Source organism: Pseudomonas sp. FSL R10-0399, from assembly GCF_009600165.1.
GTDB lineage: Bacteria > Pseudomonadota > Gammaproteobacteria > Pseudomonadales > Pseudomonadaceae > Aquipseudomonas > Aquipseudomonas helleri.
The window spans coordinates 23,493-39,023 of the sequence record NZ_WIWK01000033.1 but is presented as its reverse complement, the minus strand read 5'-3'; the positions used below and the strand labels follow the sequence as shown (position 1 = coordinate 39,023).

The 15,531-nt window shown below is 57.8% G+C and carries 13 protein-coding genes; 9 read left to right on the top strand and 4 right to left on the bottom strand.

The window, feature by feature from the left end; genetic code table 11:
• The first annotated feature begins 28 nt into the window (after positions 1-28).
• From pcaR to pcaC, 8 genes are all read left to right on the top strand, one after another.
• Complete coding sequence (gene pcaR, locus GHO41_RS12100) at positions 29-871, top strand: pca regulon transcriptional regulator PcaR (protein WP_048369481.1); 843 nt, start codon at positions 29-31, stop codon at positions 869-871.
• A 249-nt stretch (positions 872-1,120) separates the two neighbouring features.
• Complete coding sequence (locus GHO41_RS12095) at positions 1,121-1,978, top strand: CoA transferase subunit A (RefSeq protein WP_048369484.1); 858 nt, start codon at positions 1,121-1,123, stop codon at positions 1,976-1,978.
• Positions 1,975-2,757 (top strand): CoA-transferase subunit beta, encoded by a 783-nt coding sequence (locus GHO41_RS12090; RefSeq protein WP_371928906.1) that lies wholly within the window; start codon positions 1,975-1,977, stop codon positions 2,755-2,757. The genes GHO41_RS12095 and GHO41_RS12090 overlap by 4 nt, the downstream gene beginning before the upstream one ends.
• The gene (gene pcaF, locus GHO41_RS12085; RefSeq protein WP_173430588.1) at positions 2,754-3,959 is read left to right on the top strand and encodes a 3-oxoadipyl-CoA thiolase; all 1,206 of its coding nucleotides are present in this window, start codon (positions 2,754-2,756) and stop codon (positions 3,957-3,959) included. Before GHO41_RS12090 ends, pcaF begins: the two co-directional genes overlap by 4 nt.
• Positions 3,960-4,073: 114 nt before the next feature.
• On the top strand, positions 4,074-5,366 hold the full coding sequence (locus GHO41_RS12080; RefSeq protein ID WP_048369489.1) for an MFS family transporter: 1,293 nt from the start codon (positions 4,074-4,076) through the stop codon (positions 5,364-5,366).
• A gap of 48 nt (positions 5,367-5,414) precedes the next feature.
• Positions 5,415-6,767, top strand: a complete 1,353-nt coding sequence (locus GHO41_RS12075) for a 3-carboxy-cis,cis-muconate cycloisomerase (protein WP_153329558.1) — start codon at positions 5,415-5,417, stop codon at positions 6,765-6,767.
• 13 nt (positions 6,768-6,780) lie between these two features.
• A complete protein-coding gene (gene pcaD / locus GHO41_RS12070) occupies positions 6,781-7,581 on the top strand; it encodes a 3-oxoadipate enol-lactonase (protein WP_371928904.1) in 801 nt (266 codons plus the stop codon).
• A 10-nt stretch (positions 7,582-7,591) separates the two neighbouring features.
• The gene (gene pcaC, locus GHO41_RS12065) at positions 7,592-7,984 is read left to right on the top strand and encodes a 4-carboxymuconolactone decarboxylase (RefSeq protein ID WP_048369492.1); all 393 of its coding nucleotides are present in this window, start codon (positions 7,592-7,594) and stop codon (positions 7,982-7,984) included.
• Between the two features lie 219 nt (positions 7,985-8,203).
• Here pcaC and GHO41_RS12060 read toward each other — a convergent pair whose 3' ends face one another.
• Genes GHO41_RS12060 through GHO41_RS12050 form a run of 3 tightly spaced genes read right to left on the bottom strand, consistent with a single transcriptional unit; the run spans position 8,204 to position 13,962 of the window.
• On the bottom strand, positions 8,204-9,655 hold the full coding sequence (locus GHO41_RS12060) for an AdeC/AdeK/OprM family multidrug efflux complex outer membrane factor (RefSeq protein ID WP_153433710.1): 1,452 nt from the start codon (positions 9,653-9,655) through the stop codon (positions 8,204-8,206).
• On the bottom strand, positions 9,652-12,807 hold the full coding sequence (locus GHO41_RS12055) for an efflux RND transporter permease subunit (RefSeq protein WP_153433709.1): 3,156 nt from the start codon (positions 12,805-12,807) through the stop codon (positions 9,652-9,654). Before GHO41_RS12055 ends, GHO41_RS12060 begins: the two co-directional genes overlap by 4 nt.
• A gap of 3 nt (positions 12,808-12,810) precedes the next feature.
• The gene (locus tag GHO41_RS12050) at positions 12,811-13,962 is read right to left on the bottom strand and encodes an efflux RND transporter periplasmic adaptor subunit (protein WP_048369498.1); all 1,152 of its coding nucleotides are present in this window, start codon (positions 13,960-13,962) and stop codon (positions 12,811-12,813) included.
• A 265-nt stretch (positions 13,963-14,227) separates the two neighbouring features.
• Between GHO41_RS12050 and GHO41_RS12045 the strand changes: the two genes are divergently transcribed.
• Positions 14,228-14,878 (top strand): TetR family transcriptional regulator, encoded by a 651-nt coding sequence (locus GHO41_RS12045; protein WP_153389873.1) that lies wholly within the window; start codon positions 14,228-14,230, stop codon positions 14,876-14,878.
• Positions 14,879-15,089: 211 nt separating this feature from the next.
• On the opposite strand, the gene fdxA is transcribed toward GHO41_RS12045, so the two are convergent.
• On the bottom strand, positions 15,090-15,413 hold the full coding sequence (fdxA, locus tag GHO41_RS12040) for a ferredoxin FdxA (RefSeq protein WP_153332387.1): 324 nt from the start codon (positions 15,411-15,413) through the stop codon (positions 15,090-15,092).
• Positions 15,414-15,531: the final 118 nt, after the last annotated feature.

Sequence of the window (15,531 nt, the reverse complement as noted above, 5' to 3'; positions counted from 1 at the left end):
AATAAAAGCGACATCAGGGGGATAGGGTATGAGTGAGCAATTGCGCAATGCAGTGACTGGCCTGGCGCCACCGATTGTGGCGTCACCAGCCAAACGTATTCAGGCGTTTACCGGCGACCCCGACTTCATGGCCTCGCTGGCCCGTGGTCTGGCCGTGGTGCAGGCGTTTCAGGAGCGTAAACGGCACCTGACGATTGCGCAGATCAGCCATCGAACCGAGATCCCCCGCGCCGCTGTACGGCGTTGCTTGTATACGTTGATCAAACTGGGCTATGCCACCACCGATGGCCGGACCTATTCGTTGCTGCCCAAAGTGTTGACCCTGGGCCATGCCTATTTGTCATCGACGCCGCTGGCGGTGTCGGCCCAACCGTATCTGGACCGCATGAGCGAGCAACTGCACGAAGCCTGCAACATGGCGACGCTCGAAGGTGACGACATCCTCTACATCGCCCGTTCGGCCACCACCCAGCGGCTGATTTCAGTCGACCTTTCGGTGGGCGGCCGTTTGCCTGCGTATTGCACGTCGATGGGGCGTATTTTGCTGGCGGCCCTTGATGATGTGACCCTCAACGAATACCTGGCCCACGCTGAGTTCCAGGCCAAAACCAGTCGCACCCTGCATACCCCCGAGGCGTTGCTTGAATGCTTGCAGAAAGTTCGCGAGCAGGGCTGGTGCGTTGTCGACCAAGAGCTGGAACAGGGGCTGCGTTCGATTGCCGTACCGGTGTACGACGCTTCCGGCCAGGTGCTGGCGGCCCTGAACGTCAGCACCCACGCCGGGCGCGTGTCACGTACAGAACTGGAGCAGCGCTTTTTGCCGATCATGCTCACTTCGAGCCGCGAACTGAGCGCACAGTTGTTCACCTGACCTCGCCGTTAAGTACATTAACCCTGTAGGAGCGAGCTTGCCTCGCGATCTTTTGATCTTAAAAAATCGCAGTCTTTGAGCTACGTTTCGGTCAATTCCAAGCAGGCTAACTATGTGTTCGATTACCGAACACATCGTCGATTATCGGATTGTTTGAGCCGGGAGGGCGGCTTAACCTGCTGACAGTCCGGTGCCGCTCGACGCACCGTTTTCTATTCAGTGGCAAACAAGAAACGGGAGCTACCCCTCATGGCAGAAATCATTTCGTTACACGACGCCGTGAAACAGTTTGTGAATGACGGTGATACGGTCGCCCTCGAAGGTTTCACTCACTTGATTCCGACCGCAGCAGGTCATGAAATCATTCGTCAGGGCAAGAAAGACCTGACGTTGGTCCGTATGACGCCTGACTTGATCTACGACCAATTGATCGGCGCCGGCTGTGCACGAAAGTTGATTTTTTCCTGGGGCGGCAACCCTGGTGTCGGTTCGTTGCACCGTCTGCGCGATGCCGTCGAAAAACAGTGGCCGCAGCCGCTGGAAATCGAAGAACACAGCCACGCCGACCTGGCCAATGCCTATGTGGCGGGCGCTTCGGGCTTGCCATTCGCGGTACTGCGCGCCTATGCCGGTTCCGACTTGCCCAAGGTCAACCCGCTGATCAAGACTGTTACCTGCCCGTTTACCGGTGAAGTGCTGGCTGCGGTGCCTTCGGTGCGCCCTGACGTCACGGTGATCCACGCGCAAAAGGCTGACCGCAAAGGCAACGTGCTGTTGTGGGGCATTCTGGGCGTACAAAAAGAGGCCGCCTTGGCCGCCAAGCGCTGCATCGTGACGGTTGAAGAGATTGTCGATGACTTGCAGGCGCCGATGAACGCCTGCGTCCTGCCAACCTGGGCTTTGAGCGCTGTATGTCACGTGCCGGGTGGTGCGCATCCTTCCTACGCACACGGTTACACCGAGCGTGATAACCGTTTCTATCAGGCCTGGGACCCGATTGCCCGTGACCGCGAAACTTTTACCGCATGGATAAACGAATACATCCACGGCACCGCCAATTTCAGTGAGTTCCAGGCCAAGCTGGCCCGCGCTTCGGAGGCAAAATAATGGCTTACTCCACCAACGAAATGATGACCGTTGCCGCCGCCCGCCGTTTGAAAAATGGCTCGGTGTGTTTTGTCGGCATTGGCCTGCCTTCGAAGGCTGCGAACCTGGCGCGCCTGACCTCGTCGCCGGATGTGGTGCTGATTTACGAGTCTGGCCCGATTGGCGCAAAGCCTAATGTGCTGCCGCTGTCGATTGGCGACGGTGAGCTGGCCGAAACGGCTGACACGGTCGTCTCCACCAGCGAGATTTTCCGCTACTGGTTGCAAGGTGGTCGGGTTGACGTCGGCTTTTTGGGTGCCGCTCAGGTAGACCGCTTCGGCAATATCAACACGACTGTGGTCGGTGACTATCACCATCCAAAGGTCCGCCTGCCGGGCGCGGGTGGTGCACCTGAAATCGCCGGTTCTGCCAAAAGCGTGCTGATCATCCTCAAACAATCAGCCCGTTCGTTTGTCGACAAACTGGACTTCATTACCTCGGTTGGTCACGGCGAAGGCGGCGACTCGCGCAAGCGTTTGGGCCTGCTTGGCGCAGGGCCAGTGGGGATCATCACGGACCTGTGCATCATGGAACCCGAAGCGCAGACCAACGAATTCGTGGTCACCGCCCTGCACCCCGGTGTGACGCGTGAACAAGTTGTGGCGGCAACGGGCTGGGCGATTCGCTTTGCCGACAAGGTTGAGCAAACCGCCGAGCCAACCGACGTTGAGCTAAGCGCTTTGCGTGACCTGGAAGCGCGCACGGCCCTGGCTCACGGTCAGGCACCAGGAGAAGCGTGATGCGTGAAGTGTTTATCTGTGACGCGATTCGAACCCCGATTGGCCGTTTTGGCGGGGGCTTGTCGGCCGTTCGTGCCGACGATCTGGCGGCAACGCCGATCAAGGCACTGATCGAACGCAACCCCACGGTCAAATGGGACGAAGTCGACGAAGTGTTTTTGGGCTGCGCCAACCAGGCGGGTGAAGACAACCGCAACGTCGCGCGCATGGCGGCGTTGCTGGCCGGACTGCCGGAGAGCATCCCCGGTGTCACCCTCAATCGTTTGTGTGCCTCGGGGATGGACGCGATTGGCACGGCGTTCCGTGCCATTGCCAGCGGTGAAATGGAGTTGGCGATTGCCGGCGGCGTTGAATCGATGTCGCGGGCACCGTTTGTGATGGGCAAGGCTGATGCCGCGTTCTCGCGCAACATGAAGCTGGAAGACACCACCATTGGCTGGCGCTTCATCAACCCGTTGATGAAAGCTCAATACGGTGTCGATGCGATGCCGCAAACCGCCGACAACGTGGCCGATGACTATCAGATTTCTCGCGCCGACCAGGACGCCTTTGCCCTGCGCAGCCAGCAGCGCACAGCGGCTGCACAGGCGGCGGGCTATTTTGCTGAAGAGATTGTGCCGGTACGTATCGCCCACAAAAAAGGCGAAAGCGTGGTTGAGCGCGATGAACACCCGCGTGCCGACACCAGCCTCGACACCCTGAGCAAACTCAAACCGGTCAACGGCCCGGACAAAACCGTCACCGCAGGCAATGCCTCGGGGGTCAACGACGGGGCTGCGGCGTTGATTCTGGCCTCGGCTGATGCGGTCAAGCGTCATGGCCTGACTGCCCGCGCACGGGTGCTGGGCATGGCCAGCGCCGGGGTTGCACCACGGGTGATGGGCATTGGCCCGGTGCCTGCGGTGCGCAAACTGGTTGAGCGTCTGGGCCTGGCGGTCAGTGACTTTGATGTCATCGAACTCAATGAAGCCTTTGCCAGCCAGGGGTTGGCCGTGTTGCGTGAGTTGGGGCTGGCGGATGATGCGCCGCAGGTTAACCCCAATGGCGGCGCCATCGCGTTGGGCCATCCGCTGGGCATGAGCGGTGCGCGGCTGGTGCTGACGGCCCTGCACCAACTGGAAAAAACCGGCGGTAAAAAAGGTCTGGCGACTATGTGTGTAGGGGTCGGCCAAGGCTTGGCGCTGGCGATAGAACGGGTCTGATTTGCCCTGACGACGCGCCAGACGATTAAGGACTCAATCGTTTGGCGCATTGTGGTTGCAGGGTACTTGTTGCAAGGTATGTCTGAAAATAACTAACCAGATGAGTCTAAAATCATGACAACAGACACTCACTACACAGGAGAAGAACGTAGAAAAAGGATCTTCGCGATTGTCGGTGCCTCCTCGGGCAACCTGGTCGAATGGTTCGATTTTTACGTTTACGCGTTCTGTGCAATCTACTTTGCGCCAGCTTTTTTCCCCTCCGATGACCCTACGGTACAACTGCTGAACACGGCCGGTGTATTTGCGGCGGGCTTCTTGATGCGTCCTATCGGTGGCTGGCTGTTTGGCCGGGTGGCCGACAAGCACGGGCGCAAGAACTCAATGATGATCGCGGTGATGATGATGTGCGCCGGTTCATTGGTCATCGCCTTTTTGCCGACCTACGCCTCGATTGGTGCGTGGGCACCCGCATTACTCTTGATGGCGCGGTTGTTCCAGGGCCTGTCGGTGGGTGGTGAATATGGCACCACGGCCACTTACATGAGTGAGGTTGCCCTCAAGGGGCAGCGTGGTTTCTTTGCCTCGTTCCAATACGTCACGTTGATCGGCGGGCAGTTGCTGGCAGTGCTGGTGGTGGTGATTCTCCAGCAGATTTTGTCAGATGAGGAACTGCGCGCATGGGGCTGGCGCATCCCGTTTGTGATTGGTGCCATCGCAGCCGTTATTTCGCTGTTGTTGCGTCGTTCCCTGGAAGAGACCACCAGCGCTGAATCCCGTAATGACAAAGACGCCGGTAGCATTGCGGCGCTGTTTCGTGACCATAAAGCTGCGTTTATCACCGTGCTCGGCTACACCGCTGGCGGCTCGCTGATTTTCTACACCTTTACCACGTACATGCAGAAATACCTGGTGAACACCGCCGGGATGCACGCCAAAACCGCCAGTTACATCATGACCGGCGCGCTCTTCCTTTATATGTGCATGCAGCCGTTGTTCGGCATGCTCGCGGACAAAATCGGCCGTCGAAATTCGATGCTCTGGTTTGGCGCCTTGGGCACATTGTGCACTGTGCCGATTTTGCTCAGCCTGAAAACCATTACCAGCCCGTTTCTGGCCTTTGTGTTGATCACCCTGGCGCTGGCGATTGTCAGCTTCTACACCTCGATCAGCGGTTTGGTTAAGGCCGAGATGTTCCCGCCACAGGTACGGGCGTTGGGTGTGGGCCTGGCCTACGCCGTGGCTAATGCAGTGTTTGGCGGTTCGGCGGAATATGTGGCCTTGGGCCTGAAGTCCATGGGCATGGAAAACACCTTTTACTGGTACGTGACGGTCATGATGGCCATCGCCTTCCTGTTTAGCTTCCGTTTGCCGAAGCAGCCCAAATACCTGCATCACGATATGTGATGAGTTTGCGCGCGCCGATGTTCGGCGCGCGCCTGCAAAGGAAGGTTTATGAGTAACCAACTGTTCGATGCCTATTTCACGGGCAAGGCTATGGGTGCGGTGTTTTGTGACCATGGCCGGGTTCAAGCCATGCTCGACTTTGAGGCCGCTCTGGCTCGGGCTCAAGCCAGCACAGGGCTGATTCCGTCGTCAGCAGTTGCACCGATTGAAGCGGCTTGCCGCGCCGAACTCTACGACTTTGAAGCCTTGGGGCTGGCCATTGCCAGCGCTGGCAACTCGGCCATCCCGTTGGTGAAAGCGCTCGGCAAGCAGATTGCCAGCGTCAGCCCCGAGGCCGAACGTTATGTGCACCTGGGCGCGACCAGCCAGGACGTGATGGACAGCGGGCTGGTGCTGCAACTGCGCGCTGCCCTCGCACTGATCGAGCAGGATTTGCAGCAGTTGGGCGAAGTTCTCGCGCAACAGGCCCAGCGTTATGCCACCACGCCCTTGGCTGGTCGCACCTGGTTGCAGCAAGCAACGCCCGTGACCTTGGGTATGAAAATCGCAGGTTGGCTGGGCGCAGTTACGCGCAGCCGTCAGCGGCTTCAAGCATTAAAACCACGTTTGCTGAGCCTGCAGTTTGGCGGTGCTTCGGGCACCTTGGCCGCGCTGGGTGAGCAAGCGTTACCCGTGGCGCACGCGTTGGCCGCCGAGTTGAAGCTCGCGCTGCCCGACCAACCCTGGCACACCCAGCGTGACCGTCTGGTGGAGTTCGGTGCGGTACTCGGGTTGGTGGCAGGTAGCCTGGGCAAGATGGGCCGCGACATCAGTTTGCTTATGCAGACCGAAGCGGCGGAAGTCTTCGAGCCTTCTGCGCCGGGCAAGGGCGGGTCCTCGACCATGCCGCACAAGCGCAATCCGGTGGGTTCTGCCGTATTGATCAGTGCGGCGACGCGGGTTCCCGGGCTGCTCAGCACTTTGTTCAGCGCCATGCCTCAAGAACACGAGCGCAGTTTGGGCTTGTGGCATGCCGAGTGGGAAACCCTCCCAGAGATTTGCTGTTTGGTGGCAGGCGCGTTGGCTCAAGCCCTCAATATTGCCCAGGGGCTGGAAGTGGATGCCGAGCGCATGGCGCAAAACCTCGATTTGACCCACGGCCTGGTATTGGCCGAAGCCGTGAGTATTGAATTGGCGCAGCGAGTGGGGCGCGAAACCGCGCATCACCTGTTGGAGCAATGCTGTAAGCGGGCCGTGGCCGAGCATCGGCATCTGCGTGCGGTGTTGGGCGATGAGCCCGAGATTAGCGCGCAGTTATCGGCAGCCGAACTGGATCGCTTGCTCGATCCTGCTCATTACTTGGGGCAAGCGACGACGTGGGTCGAGCGGGCACGGGCTGAACATTTTGCGTTGGCAGTCTAAAAAGGAGATGGTCGTGGGGCGTGTACAACTGGCAGAAGGTGAACTCAACTACCAACTCGATGGCCCGAAAGGCGCCCCGGTGTTGGTGTTGTCCAACTCATTGGGCACGGACCTGGGCATGTGGGCAACGCAAGTTCCGGCGTTCGCGGAGCATTTTCAGGTGCTGCGGTACGACACCCGTGGCCATGGCCAGTCGCTGGTGACCGAAGGTCCGTACAGCATTGAGCAGTTGGGTGGCGATGTACTGGCGTTACTCGATGCGCTGCATATTGAGCGCGCGCATTTTTGCGGCCTGTCGATGGGCGGCCTGATTGGCCAGTGGTTGGGCATTCATGCCGGTTCACGGCTGAATTCACTGGTGGTGTGCAACACCGCGGCCAAGATCGGTGAGCCGTCGGTGTGGAACCCGCGGATTGAAATGGTGCTGCGTGACGGTGCAGCGGCGATGGCTGGATTGCGTGATGCCTCGATTGCCCGCTGGTTTACCGCAGACTACGCCCAGGCCCACCCGGATCAAGCCAAACGCATTACTGACATGCTGGCGGCCACCTCGCCGCAGGGTTATGCCGCCAACTGCGCGGCGGTGCGTGATGCCGATTTTCGTGATCAGCTCGGCGCGATTCGCGTGCCGACGCTGGTGATTGCAGGAACCGAAGACGCCGTGACGCCGCCTTCGGGCAGCCATTTCATTCAGGAACACGTGGCAGGTGCCGAATACGCTGAGTTCTACGCGGCGCACTTGTCCAACGTGCAGGCCGGTGATGCGTTCAGCCAGCGGGTGCTGGCGTTTTTGTTAACACAACAAGCGGTTTAAGGAGCGTTTTGTGGACGAGAAACAACGTTATGAAGAGGGCATGGGTGTACGCCGCGCCGTGCTGGGCGATGCACACGTCGACCGCAGCCTGAACGCCCTGACCGAGTTCAACAGCGAGTTCCAGGAAATGATCACCCGCCATGCATGGGGTGATATCTGGACGCGGCCGGGATTGCCACGTCATACCCGTAGCCTGATTACCATTGCGATGTTGATCGGCATGAACCGCAGTGAAGAACTCAAACTGCACCTGCGCGCCGCTGCCAACAATGGCGTGACCCGTGCAGAGATCAAAGAAGTGATCATGCAGAGCGCGATTTACTGCGGCATTCCGGCAGCCAACGCGACCTTCCATTTGGCGGAGTCGGTGTGGGACGAGTTGGGCGTCGAGTCCCGGGAATAATTTGTGGGAATTGCTGCCCCGTCTACGACGCCGCGTTGTCGCGCAGCAAACAGGCCACCGACTATCTTTAGCATCCCCCAATCGGTGCCCTCTCCTTCGGGAGAGGGCTAGGGTGAGGGGGATCTTGACTTTAAAGATCGCGAGGCAAGCTCGCTCCTACAGTCAGTGATCAACAAAAAACCCGCCAATTGGCGGGTTTTTTGTTTTATCGGGTCGCTATCAAGCTTTTGGCGGCTTGTCCGATACAGGCCGGTTTTGCCCGGTCTGCTCGTACCAGCCACCGCCCAGCGCCTTGTACAGTGTGACTTCGCTGGTCAGCTGCGACAGGCGATCGGTGATCAACGCCTGCTGCGCGCTGAACAACGAGCGCTGTGCATCAAGGAAGGTCAGGTTGCTGTCGACACCAATCCGATAACGGCGCTCAGCCAGACGGTAGTAGTCCTGGTTGGCGTTAACGAAATCGGCTTGCGCCTGCAACTGCTGGTTGTAGGTTTGACGTGCTGCCAGGCCGTCAGAGACTTCCTGGAATGCCGTCTGGATCGCCTTCTCGTATTGCGAGACGGTGATTTCCTTCTGGATTTTCGAGTAGTCCAGGCTCGCGCGCAGAGCGCCTGCGTTGAAGATCGGCAGGTTGATCTGCGGCGAGAACAGCCAGGTGCCCGAACCGCCCTTGAACAGACCCGAGAGGTCTGGGCTCAAGGTCCCGGCATTGGCGGTGAGGCTGATGCTCGGGAAGAACGCGGCACGTGCGGCACCAATATTGGCGTTGGCCGCCAACAACTGGTGCTCGGCCTGAAGGATGTCCGGACGACGTTGCAGCAAGTCAGACGGCAAGCCCGCTGGCATTTGGGTCAGCAAATCAGCCGACAGCGGTTTGGCTGGCGGCAGATTGTCCGGGACGGTAGTGCCGAGCAGCAGGGCCAGGCTGTTTTCATCCTGGGCAACCTGACGGGTGTACTTGGCCAATTGAACTTTGGCGTTTTCCACTGACGTGCGCGACTGACTGAGTTCCAGGGCCGAAGCCACACCCACTTCATTGCTGCGCAGAGTCAGCTTGTAGCTTTCATCGAACGCCTTGAGGGTGTCTTCAGTCAGCTTGAGCAGCTCTTTGTCCGCTTGCCAGGTCAGGTAAGCGGTCGCAACGTTGGCCACCAGACTGATCTGGGTGGAACGGCGGGCTTCTTCGGTGGCGAAGTAGTTTTCCAGAGCCTGATCGCTCAGGCTGCGGATACGTCCGAACAAGTCCAGCTCATACGCACTGACCCCAAGGGTCGCAGAGTATTGGCTGCTAATGCCTGCCTTGCCGGTTTGCGACATGCGCGCCGGGGTGCGTTGACGGCTGCCGCTGGCATCTGCCGTTACAGCCGGGAACAGGTCCGCACGCTGGATGCGGTACTGCGCGGCGTAGGCGTCGATGTTCAGCGCCGCGACCCGAAGGTCGCGGTTGTTGACCAGCGCTGTCTGGATCAGCTGTTGCAGGGCTGGGTCATGGAAAAACTGACGCCAGCCTTGTTCTGCAGCGGCCTGGTTTGGCGCCTCATTCGGCGAGTAGGCCGGGCCCTGCGGGTATTGCGCGGCTATCGGCGCTTCGGGGCGCTGGTAGTCCGGTATAAGCGAGCAGCCACTCAGCGTAAACGCTGCAACCGCTACTGCGAGAAGCGACTTGCTCATTGGCCAGCCTCTTTGTTTGGAGTGTTAGTCAGTTCTTCTTTTTGCTCAGTGTCTTTTTTATTGCCAATCGAGGAGACGGCAACAAAGAACAGCGGCACCCAGAAAATAGCCAGCAGGGTCGCACTCAGCATCCCGCCGATTACACCTGTACCGATAGCGTGCTGGCTGCCCGAGCCTGCGCCGTGGGAGATGGCCAGCGGCACAACGCCGAGAATGAACGCCAGGGACGTCATGATGATCGGTCGCAGACGCATCCGGCACGCTTCAATCGCGGCATCGAACAGACTACGCCCTTGTTCATGCAGTTCCTTGGCAAACTCGACGATCAGAATGGCGTTTTTCGCTGCCAGACCGATTGTCGTCAATAGACCTACCTGGAAGTACACGTCGTTGGACAGGCCACGCAGGCTGGTAGCCAGCAGCGCACCAATAATCCCCAGCGGTACAACGAGCATGACCGCGATCGGAATCGACCAGCTTTCATACAGTGCGGCAAGACACAGGAAGACCATCAGCAAGGAAATTGCGTACAAGGCAGGGGCTTGCGAACCTGACAAACGTTCCTCGTAAGACAGACCTGTCCAGGAAATACCGACACCTTTAGGAAGCTTCTTGGCGATGGCTTCAACTTCTGCCATGGCCTCACCACTGCTGTAGCCCGGAGCAGGTGTACCCAGAATCTCCATGGCTTCTACGCCGTTATAACGCGACAGTTTAGGTGAGCCGTAAATCCACTCGCCCTTGGCAAAGGCCGAGAACGGCACCATGGTTCCCTGGTCGTTACGCACGTACCACTTCTTCAGGTCTTCCGGGCTCATACGGGAAGAGGCGGTACCTTGCAGGAACACCTTTTTTACCCGGCCGTGGTCGATGAAGTCGTTGACGTAGCTGGCACCCAGCGCGATGGACAGCGTGTTGTTAAGGTCCGACAGACTTACGCCCAACGCTTGCGCCGCTTCGTCGTCGATGATCAGTTTGTACTGAGGTTCGTCGTTCAAGCCGTTTGGACGCACACCCGCCAGTACTTTGCTTTGCGAAGCCATGCCAAGGAACTGGTTACGCGCTTCCATCAGTTTCTCGTGACCAATACCGGCCTGGTCTTGCAGGTACAAGTCAAAACCGGTGGCGTTACCCAACTCCATTACCGCTGGCGGAGCAAAAGCAAACACCATTGCATCGCGGAAAGTGAAGAAGTGCTTCTGGGCACGTGCTGCCAGGGCAAACACGCTGTTGTCGGCATCACGCTCGCCCCAAGGCTTGAGCATGATGAATGCCAGGCCCGAGCTTTGACCACGACCTGCGAAGTTGAAGCCGTTAACGGTAAACACCGAGGACACCGCCGATGTTTCGTCGGTGAGCAGGTATTCACGCATCCGGTCGATGACTTCCTGAGTTCGCTCGGCCGAGGTACCCGGTGGGGTTTGAACCTGAGCAAAGAGTACACCCTGGTCTTCTTCCGGCAGGAAGGAGCTAGGAATGCGGGTGAACAGGAACACCATGCCAACAACGATCAGGACATAGGCCAGCAGGTACGGCGCTTTGTGGCGCAGAATGCTGCCTACGCTTTTTTCGTAACCGCGTACGCCGCTGTCAAAAGTACGGTTGAACCAGCCGAAGAACCCACGTTTGTTCTGACCATGATCACCTTTGGTGATTGGTTTTAGCATCGTGGCACACAGGGCCGGGGTGAACACCAGGGCGACCAGAACCGACAGGCCCATGGCCGATACGATGGTGATCGAGAACTGACGGTAGATCACACCGGTGGAGCCGCCGAAGAACGCCATTGGCAGCAATACCGCCGACAGTACGAGGGCAATACCTACCAGAGCGCCCTGGATCTGGCCCATGGACTTCTTGGTGGCTTCTTTGGGCGGCAGGCCTTCCTCGGCCATTACCCGCTCGACGTTTTCCACCACAACGATGGCATCGTCCACCAGCAAGCCGATGGCCAGGACCATACCGAACATGGTCAGGGTGTTGATGCTGAAGCCCGCAGCGGCCAGGATCCCGAAGGTACCCAGCAATACAACCGGTACTGTCATCGTGGTGATGATCGTAGCGCGGAAGTTTTGCAGGAACAGGAACATCACCAGGAACACCAGCACGACTGCTTCTACCAGTGTTTCAACAACCCCTTTGATAGAGGCCGAGATTACCGGAGTGGTGTCATACGGGAATACGACTTCCATCCCTGGCGGGAAGAAGGGTTCCAGGTCAGTAATGGTTTTGCGAACGGCTTTGGCCGTGTCCAGGGCGTTAGCGTCAGAAGCCAGTTTGATTGCAATACCGGAAGATGGCTTGCCGTTGTACTGGGCGCTGATGCTGTAGTTCTCACCGCCCAGGCCCACTTCGGAGACATCACCCAGACGAACCTGAGAGCCGTCGGTGTTCACTTTCAGCAGGATCTTTTTAAACTCGTCGGCGGTTTGCAGGCGGGTTTTACCAATGATCGTTGCGTTCAGTTCCTGGCCTTTCAGCGCAGGCAGGCCACCCAATTGGCCGGAAGACACCTGGACGTTCTGCGCCGCGATCGCGGTTTTAACATCCACCGGGGTCAGGTTGTACTTGTTCAACTTGGCCGGGTCTAGCCAGATACGCATGGCGTACTGGGCACCGAACACCTGGAAGTCACCCACACCTGCCGTCCGCGACAGCGGGTCTTGCATGTTGGAGACGATGTAGTTCGACAAGTCGTCCTTGTTCATGCTGCCGTCGGTGGACACCACGCCGACTACCATCAGGAAGTTTTTCACTGCCTTGGTAACCCGGATACCCTGCTGCTGCACTTCTTGCGGCAGCAGCGGGGTGGCCAGGTTCAGCTTATTCTGGACCTGGACCTGAGCGGTGTCAGGGTTGGTACCCTGGTCGAACGTTACGGTAATGGTCATGCTGCCGTCGGAGTTACTTTCCGATGACACGTAACGCAGGTGGTCAATACCGTTAAGTTGCTGCTCGATCACCTGAACCACGGTGTCCTGTACGGTTTGTGCCGAAGCACCCGGATAGGTCACGGAAATCGAGATGGCCGGTGGTGCGATGCTCGGGTACTGGTTTATCGGCAGCTTGAGGATCGATAAAGCCCCGACCAGCATGATCACCAGGGCTATTACCCAGGCGAAAATTGGACGGTCGATAAAAAATTTCGACATGGTTTATTCCCCTTTACTGCCCGAAGCTTTATCAGTGGCCGGGGCCGATGCCGGGGTTGCGCCTGGAGTCTTGTCCATGATTTTGACTTCAGCGCCTGGACGGACGTACTGCAGGCCGTCTGTAATCAAACGGTCACCGGCGTTCAGGCCTTTTTCTACCAGCCAGTCGCTGCCAACCGTGCGCGTTGCTTGCAACACACGCAGCTCAACTTTGTTGTCCGGACCGACGATAAGGGCCGTTGGCTCGCCTTTGGCGTTGTGGGTGACACCAATTTGCGGGGCCAAAATGGCATCGCTGTTGATGCCCGCTTCCAGTTGGGCGTGAACGAACATGCCAGGCAACAGAACGCTGTCAGGGTTCGGGAACACCGCACGCAGGGTGACGGAACCGGTGGTCTCGTCTACCGAGACTTCGGTGAACTCAAGACGACCTTCCAGTGGGTATTCGCTACCGTCCGGCAGGGTCAGTTTGACTTTGGCAGCGTTCTCACCGGCTTTTTTCAGACGGCCATCTGCCAGGTCGCGACGCAGTTCCAGCATCTCTACCGAGGACTGGGTCACGTCTACGTAAATCGGGTCCAGTTGAGTAATCACGGCCAATGCATTGGCTTGGCCACTGGTTACGAGTGCGCCTTCAGTGAACAGCGAGCGACCAATACGACCTGACAGCGGCGCCAGGACCTTGGTGTAGCGCAGGTTTACCTGAGCGGTTTTCAGTGCAGCTTCGGCTTCTAGACGAGCAGCTTCGGCGTTGTCGTATTCCTGACGGCTCACGGCTTGCTCTGCAACCAGTTGCTTGTAGCGATCAGCCAGGGATTTGGCCGATTGCAGGGTCGCCTTGGCGCTCAGCACGCTGCTCTCGTAGATCGCCGGATCGATTTGATACAGCTGCTGGCCTTCTTTAACGTCGCTGCCTTCTTTGAAGTAGCGCTTAAGGATAATGCCGTTCACTTGAGGGCGAACTTCTGCCGAACGGTATGAAGTCGTTCGACCAGGAAGATCGGTAGTCAAGGTAAATGGCTGGGTTTTCAGCGTCACGACGCCGACCTGAGGGGTTTGTGGGGCAGGTGCTGCCTCTTCCTTCTTACATCCGCTGAGCAGCGAAGCTAGGGTGATGGCAGCAACCAGAGCGGTAACAGCTGGCTTAAATTGCATGAAGATCCTCGGGTCAGGCACGCGAAAGCGCACAAGAATAGTGGAAGGGTATAGAAAGCTGTTCCGGGTGGATAATGAGCTTGCTAAGGAATATACTTACATTCATGTCTGTTTGTAAACAGTGGGAACCTGTCGCAAGCGGCGTTCCAGAGTCCATTTTTGAGTCCGTAGTAGACCGGGATAAGGCAGAACAAACGCCACCCGATGCCGGTTTGGATACCGAACTGAAATTGTCCAGACCCTCCTGATTGAGGTTGTGATTGTTATGGTGCGTCGTACCAAAGAAGAAGCTCAGGAAACCCGGAGCAAAATCCTCGAAGCAGCCGAGCAGGCCTTTTATGAAAGAGGGGTTGCCCGCACTACGCTGGCTGATATCGCTGCGTTGGCGGGTGTCACCCGGGGTGCCATTTACTGGCATTTCAGCAACAAGGCTGACCTGGTTCAGGCCATGCTGGACAGCCTGCGCGAACCTTTGGAAGAACTGGCCAAAGCCAGCGAGAGCCAGGAGGAGCTTGATCCGCTGGGTTGCTTGCGCAGTTTGTTGGTCCATTTGTTTCGTCAGGTGGCGACTGATCCGAAAACGCGGCGTATCAATGAGATTTTGTTTCATAAGTGCGAATTCACTGACGAAATGTGCGATTTGCGCCGTCAACGCCAAATGGCAAGTGTCGACTGTAACAGCCGGATCGAGCTCACGCTGAGTAATGCAATCCATCGCGAACAACTCCCTTCGAACCTGGATGCCCGTCGTGCGGCAATCGCTTTGCACGCCTATATAGACGGTATTCTTGGGCAATGGCTGCTGGTTCCCGACTGTTTTGAGCTCTATAAACAAGCTGAAATCTGGGTCGACACCTGCATTGACATGCTGCGGCTCAGTCCTACCCTGCGCAGCCCGGAGCTCAATAGAGCTTGAGTCTAGTTGCCTGAAGGCATAAGGCTAGTGAAGTTTTTACCCGTCGCGTGAATTGATACCAGATGGCCTTTATATATGTCTACGCTGCGGGTTTAAAGTTAGTCAGCTAAGTATTTTGTACTGTAATTGTTACCGGCCTGTTGTCCTCATCATCCTTGAACGCAAAAAGCCCCGACTCGCAAGAGACCGGGGCTTTTTGGTGCAGCGTGAATCAGCGTTCGAGATCTTTGATCTTGTCTGCCACGCCATCCCATTCTGCCGCGTCCGGCAGAGCGTCTTTCTTTTCAGTGATGTTTGGCCAGATTTCAGCCAGCTCAACATTCAACTGAATAAATTGTTCCATGCCGGCAGGCACTTCATCTTCAGAGAAGATGGCTTGTGCAGGGCATTCAGGCTCACAAAGCGCGCAGTCAATGCACTCATCCGGGTGAATTACCAGGAAGTTCGGGCCTTCGTAGAAGCAGTCCACCGGACAGACTTCTACGCAGTCGGTGTACTTGCACTTGATGCAGTTGTCGGTGACGACGAAGGTCATTTCTAATTTTCTCCTCAGGCGGCGGCAGCGAAGCCCTTACAGTTCGGGTTCGCAGGGCTCGGGAGTGATATCTACTGACCAGGCTAAAAGGGCAGTAGCATCCCGAACCGCGCGCGAT

Bases quoted from the DNA above. Each gene is read 5' to 3' on its own strand.
- pcaR (WP_048369481.1), top strand. From the start codon at position 29: ATGAGTGAGCAATTGCGCAATGCAGTGACTGGCCTGGCGCCACCGATT.
- GHO41_RS12095 (WP_048369484.1), top strand. From the start codon at position 1,121: ATGGCAGAAATCATTTCGTTACACGACGCCGTGAAACAGTTTGTGAAT.
- GHO41_RS12080 (WP_048369489.1), top strand. From the start codon at position 4,074: ATGACAACAGACACTCACTACACAGGAGAAGAACGTAGAAAAAGGATC.
- GHO41_RS12075 (WP_153329558.1), top strand. From the start codon at position 5,415: ATGAGTAACCAACTGTTCGATGCCTATTTCACGGGCAAGGCTATGGGT.
- GHO41_RS12060 (WP_153433710.1), bottom strand. From the start codon at position 9,655: ATGAGCAAGTCGCTTCTCGCAGTAGCGGTTGCAGCGTTTACGCTGAGT.
- GHO41_RS12055 (WP_153433709.1), bottom strand. From the start codon at position 12,807: ATGTCGAAATTTTTTATCGACCGTCCAATTTTCGCCTGGGTAATAGCC.
- GHO41_RS12050 (WP_048369498.1), bottom strand. From the start codon at position 13,962: ATGCAATTTAAGCCAGCTGTTACCGCTCTGGTTGCTGCCATCACCCTA.
- GHO41_RS12045 (WP_153389873.1), top strand. From the start codon at position 14,228: ATGGTGCGTCGTACCAAAGAAGAAGCTCAGGAAACCCGGAGCAAAATC.
- fdxA (WP_153332387.1), bottom strand. From the start codon at position 15,413: ATGACCTTCGTCGTCACCGACAACTGCATCAAGTGCAAGTACACCGAC.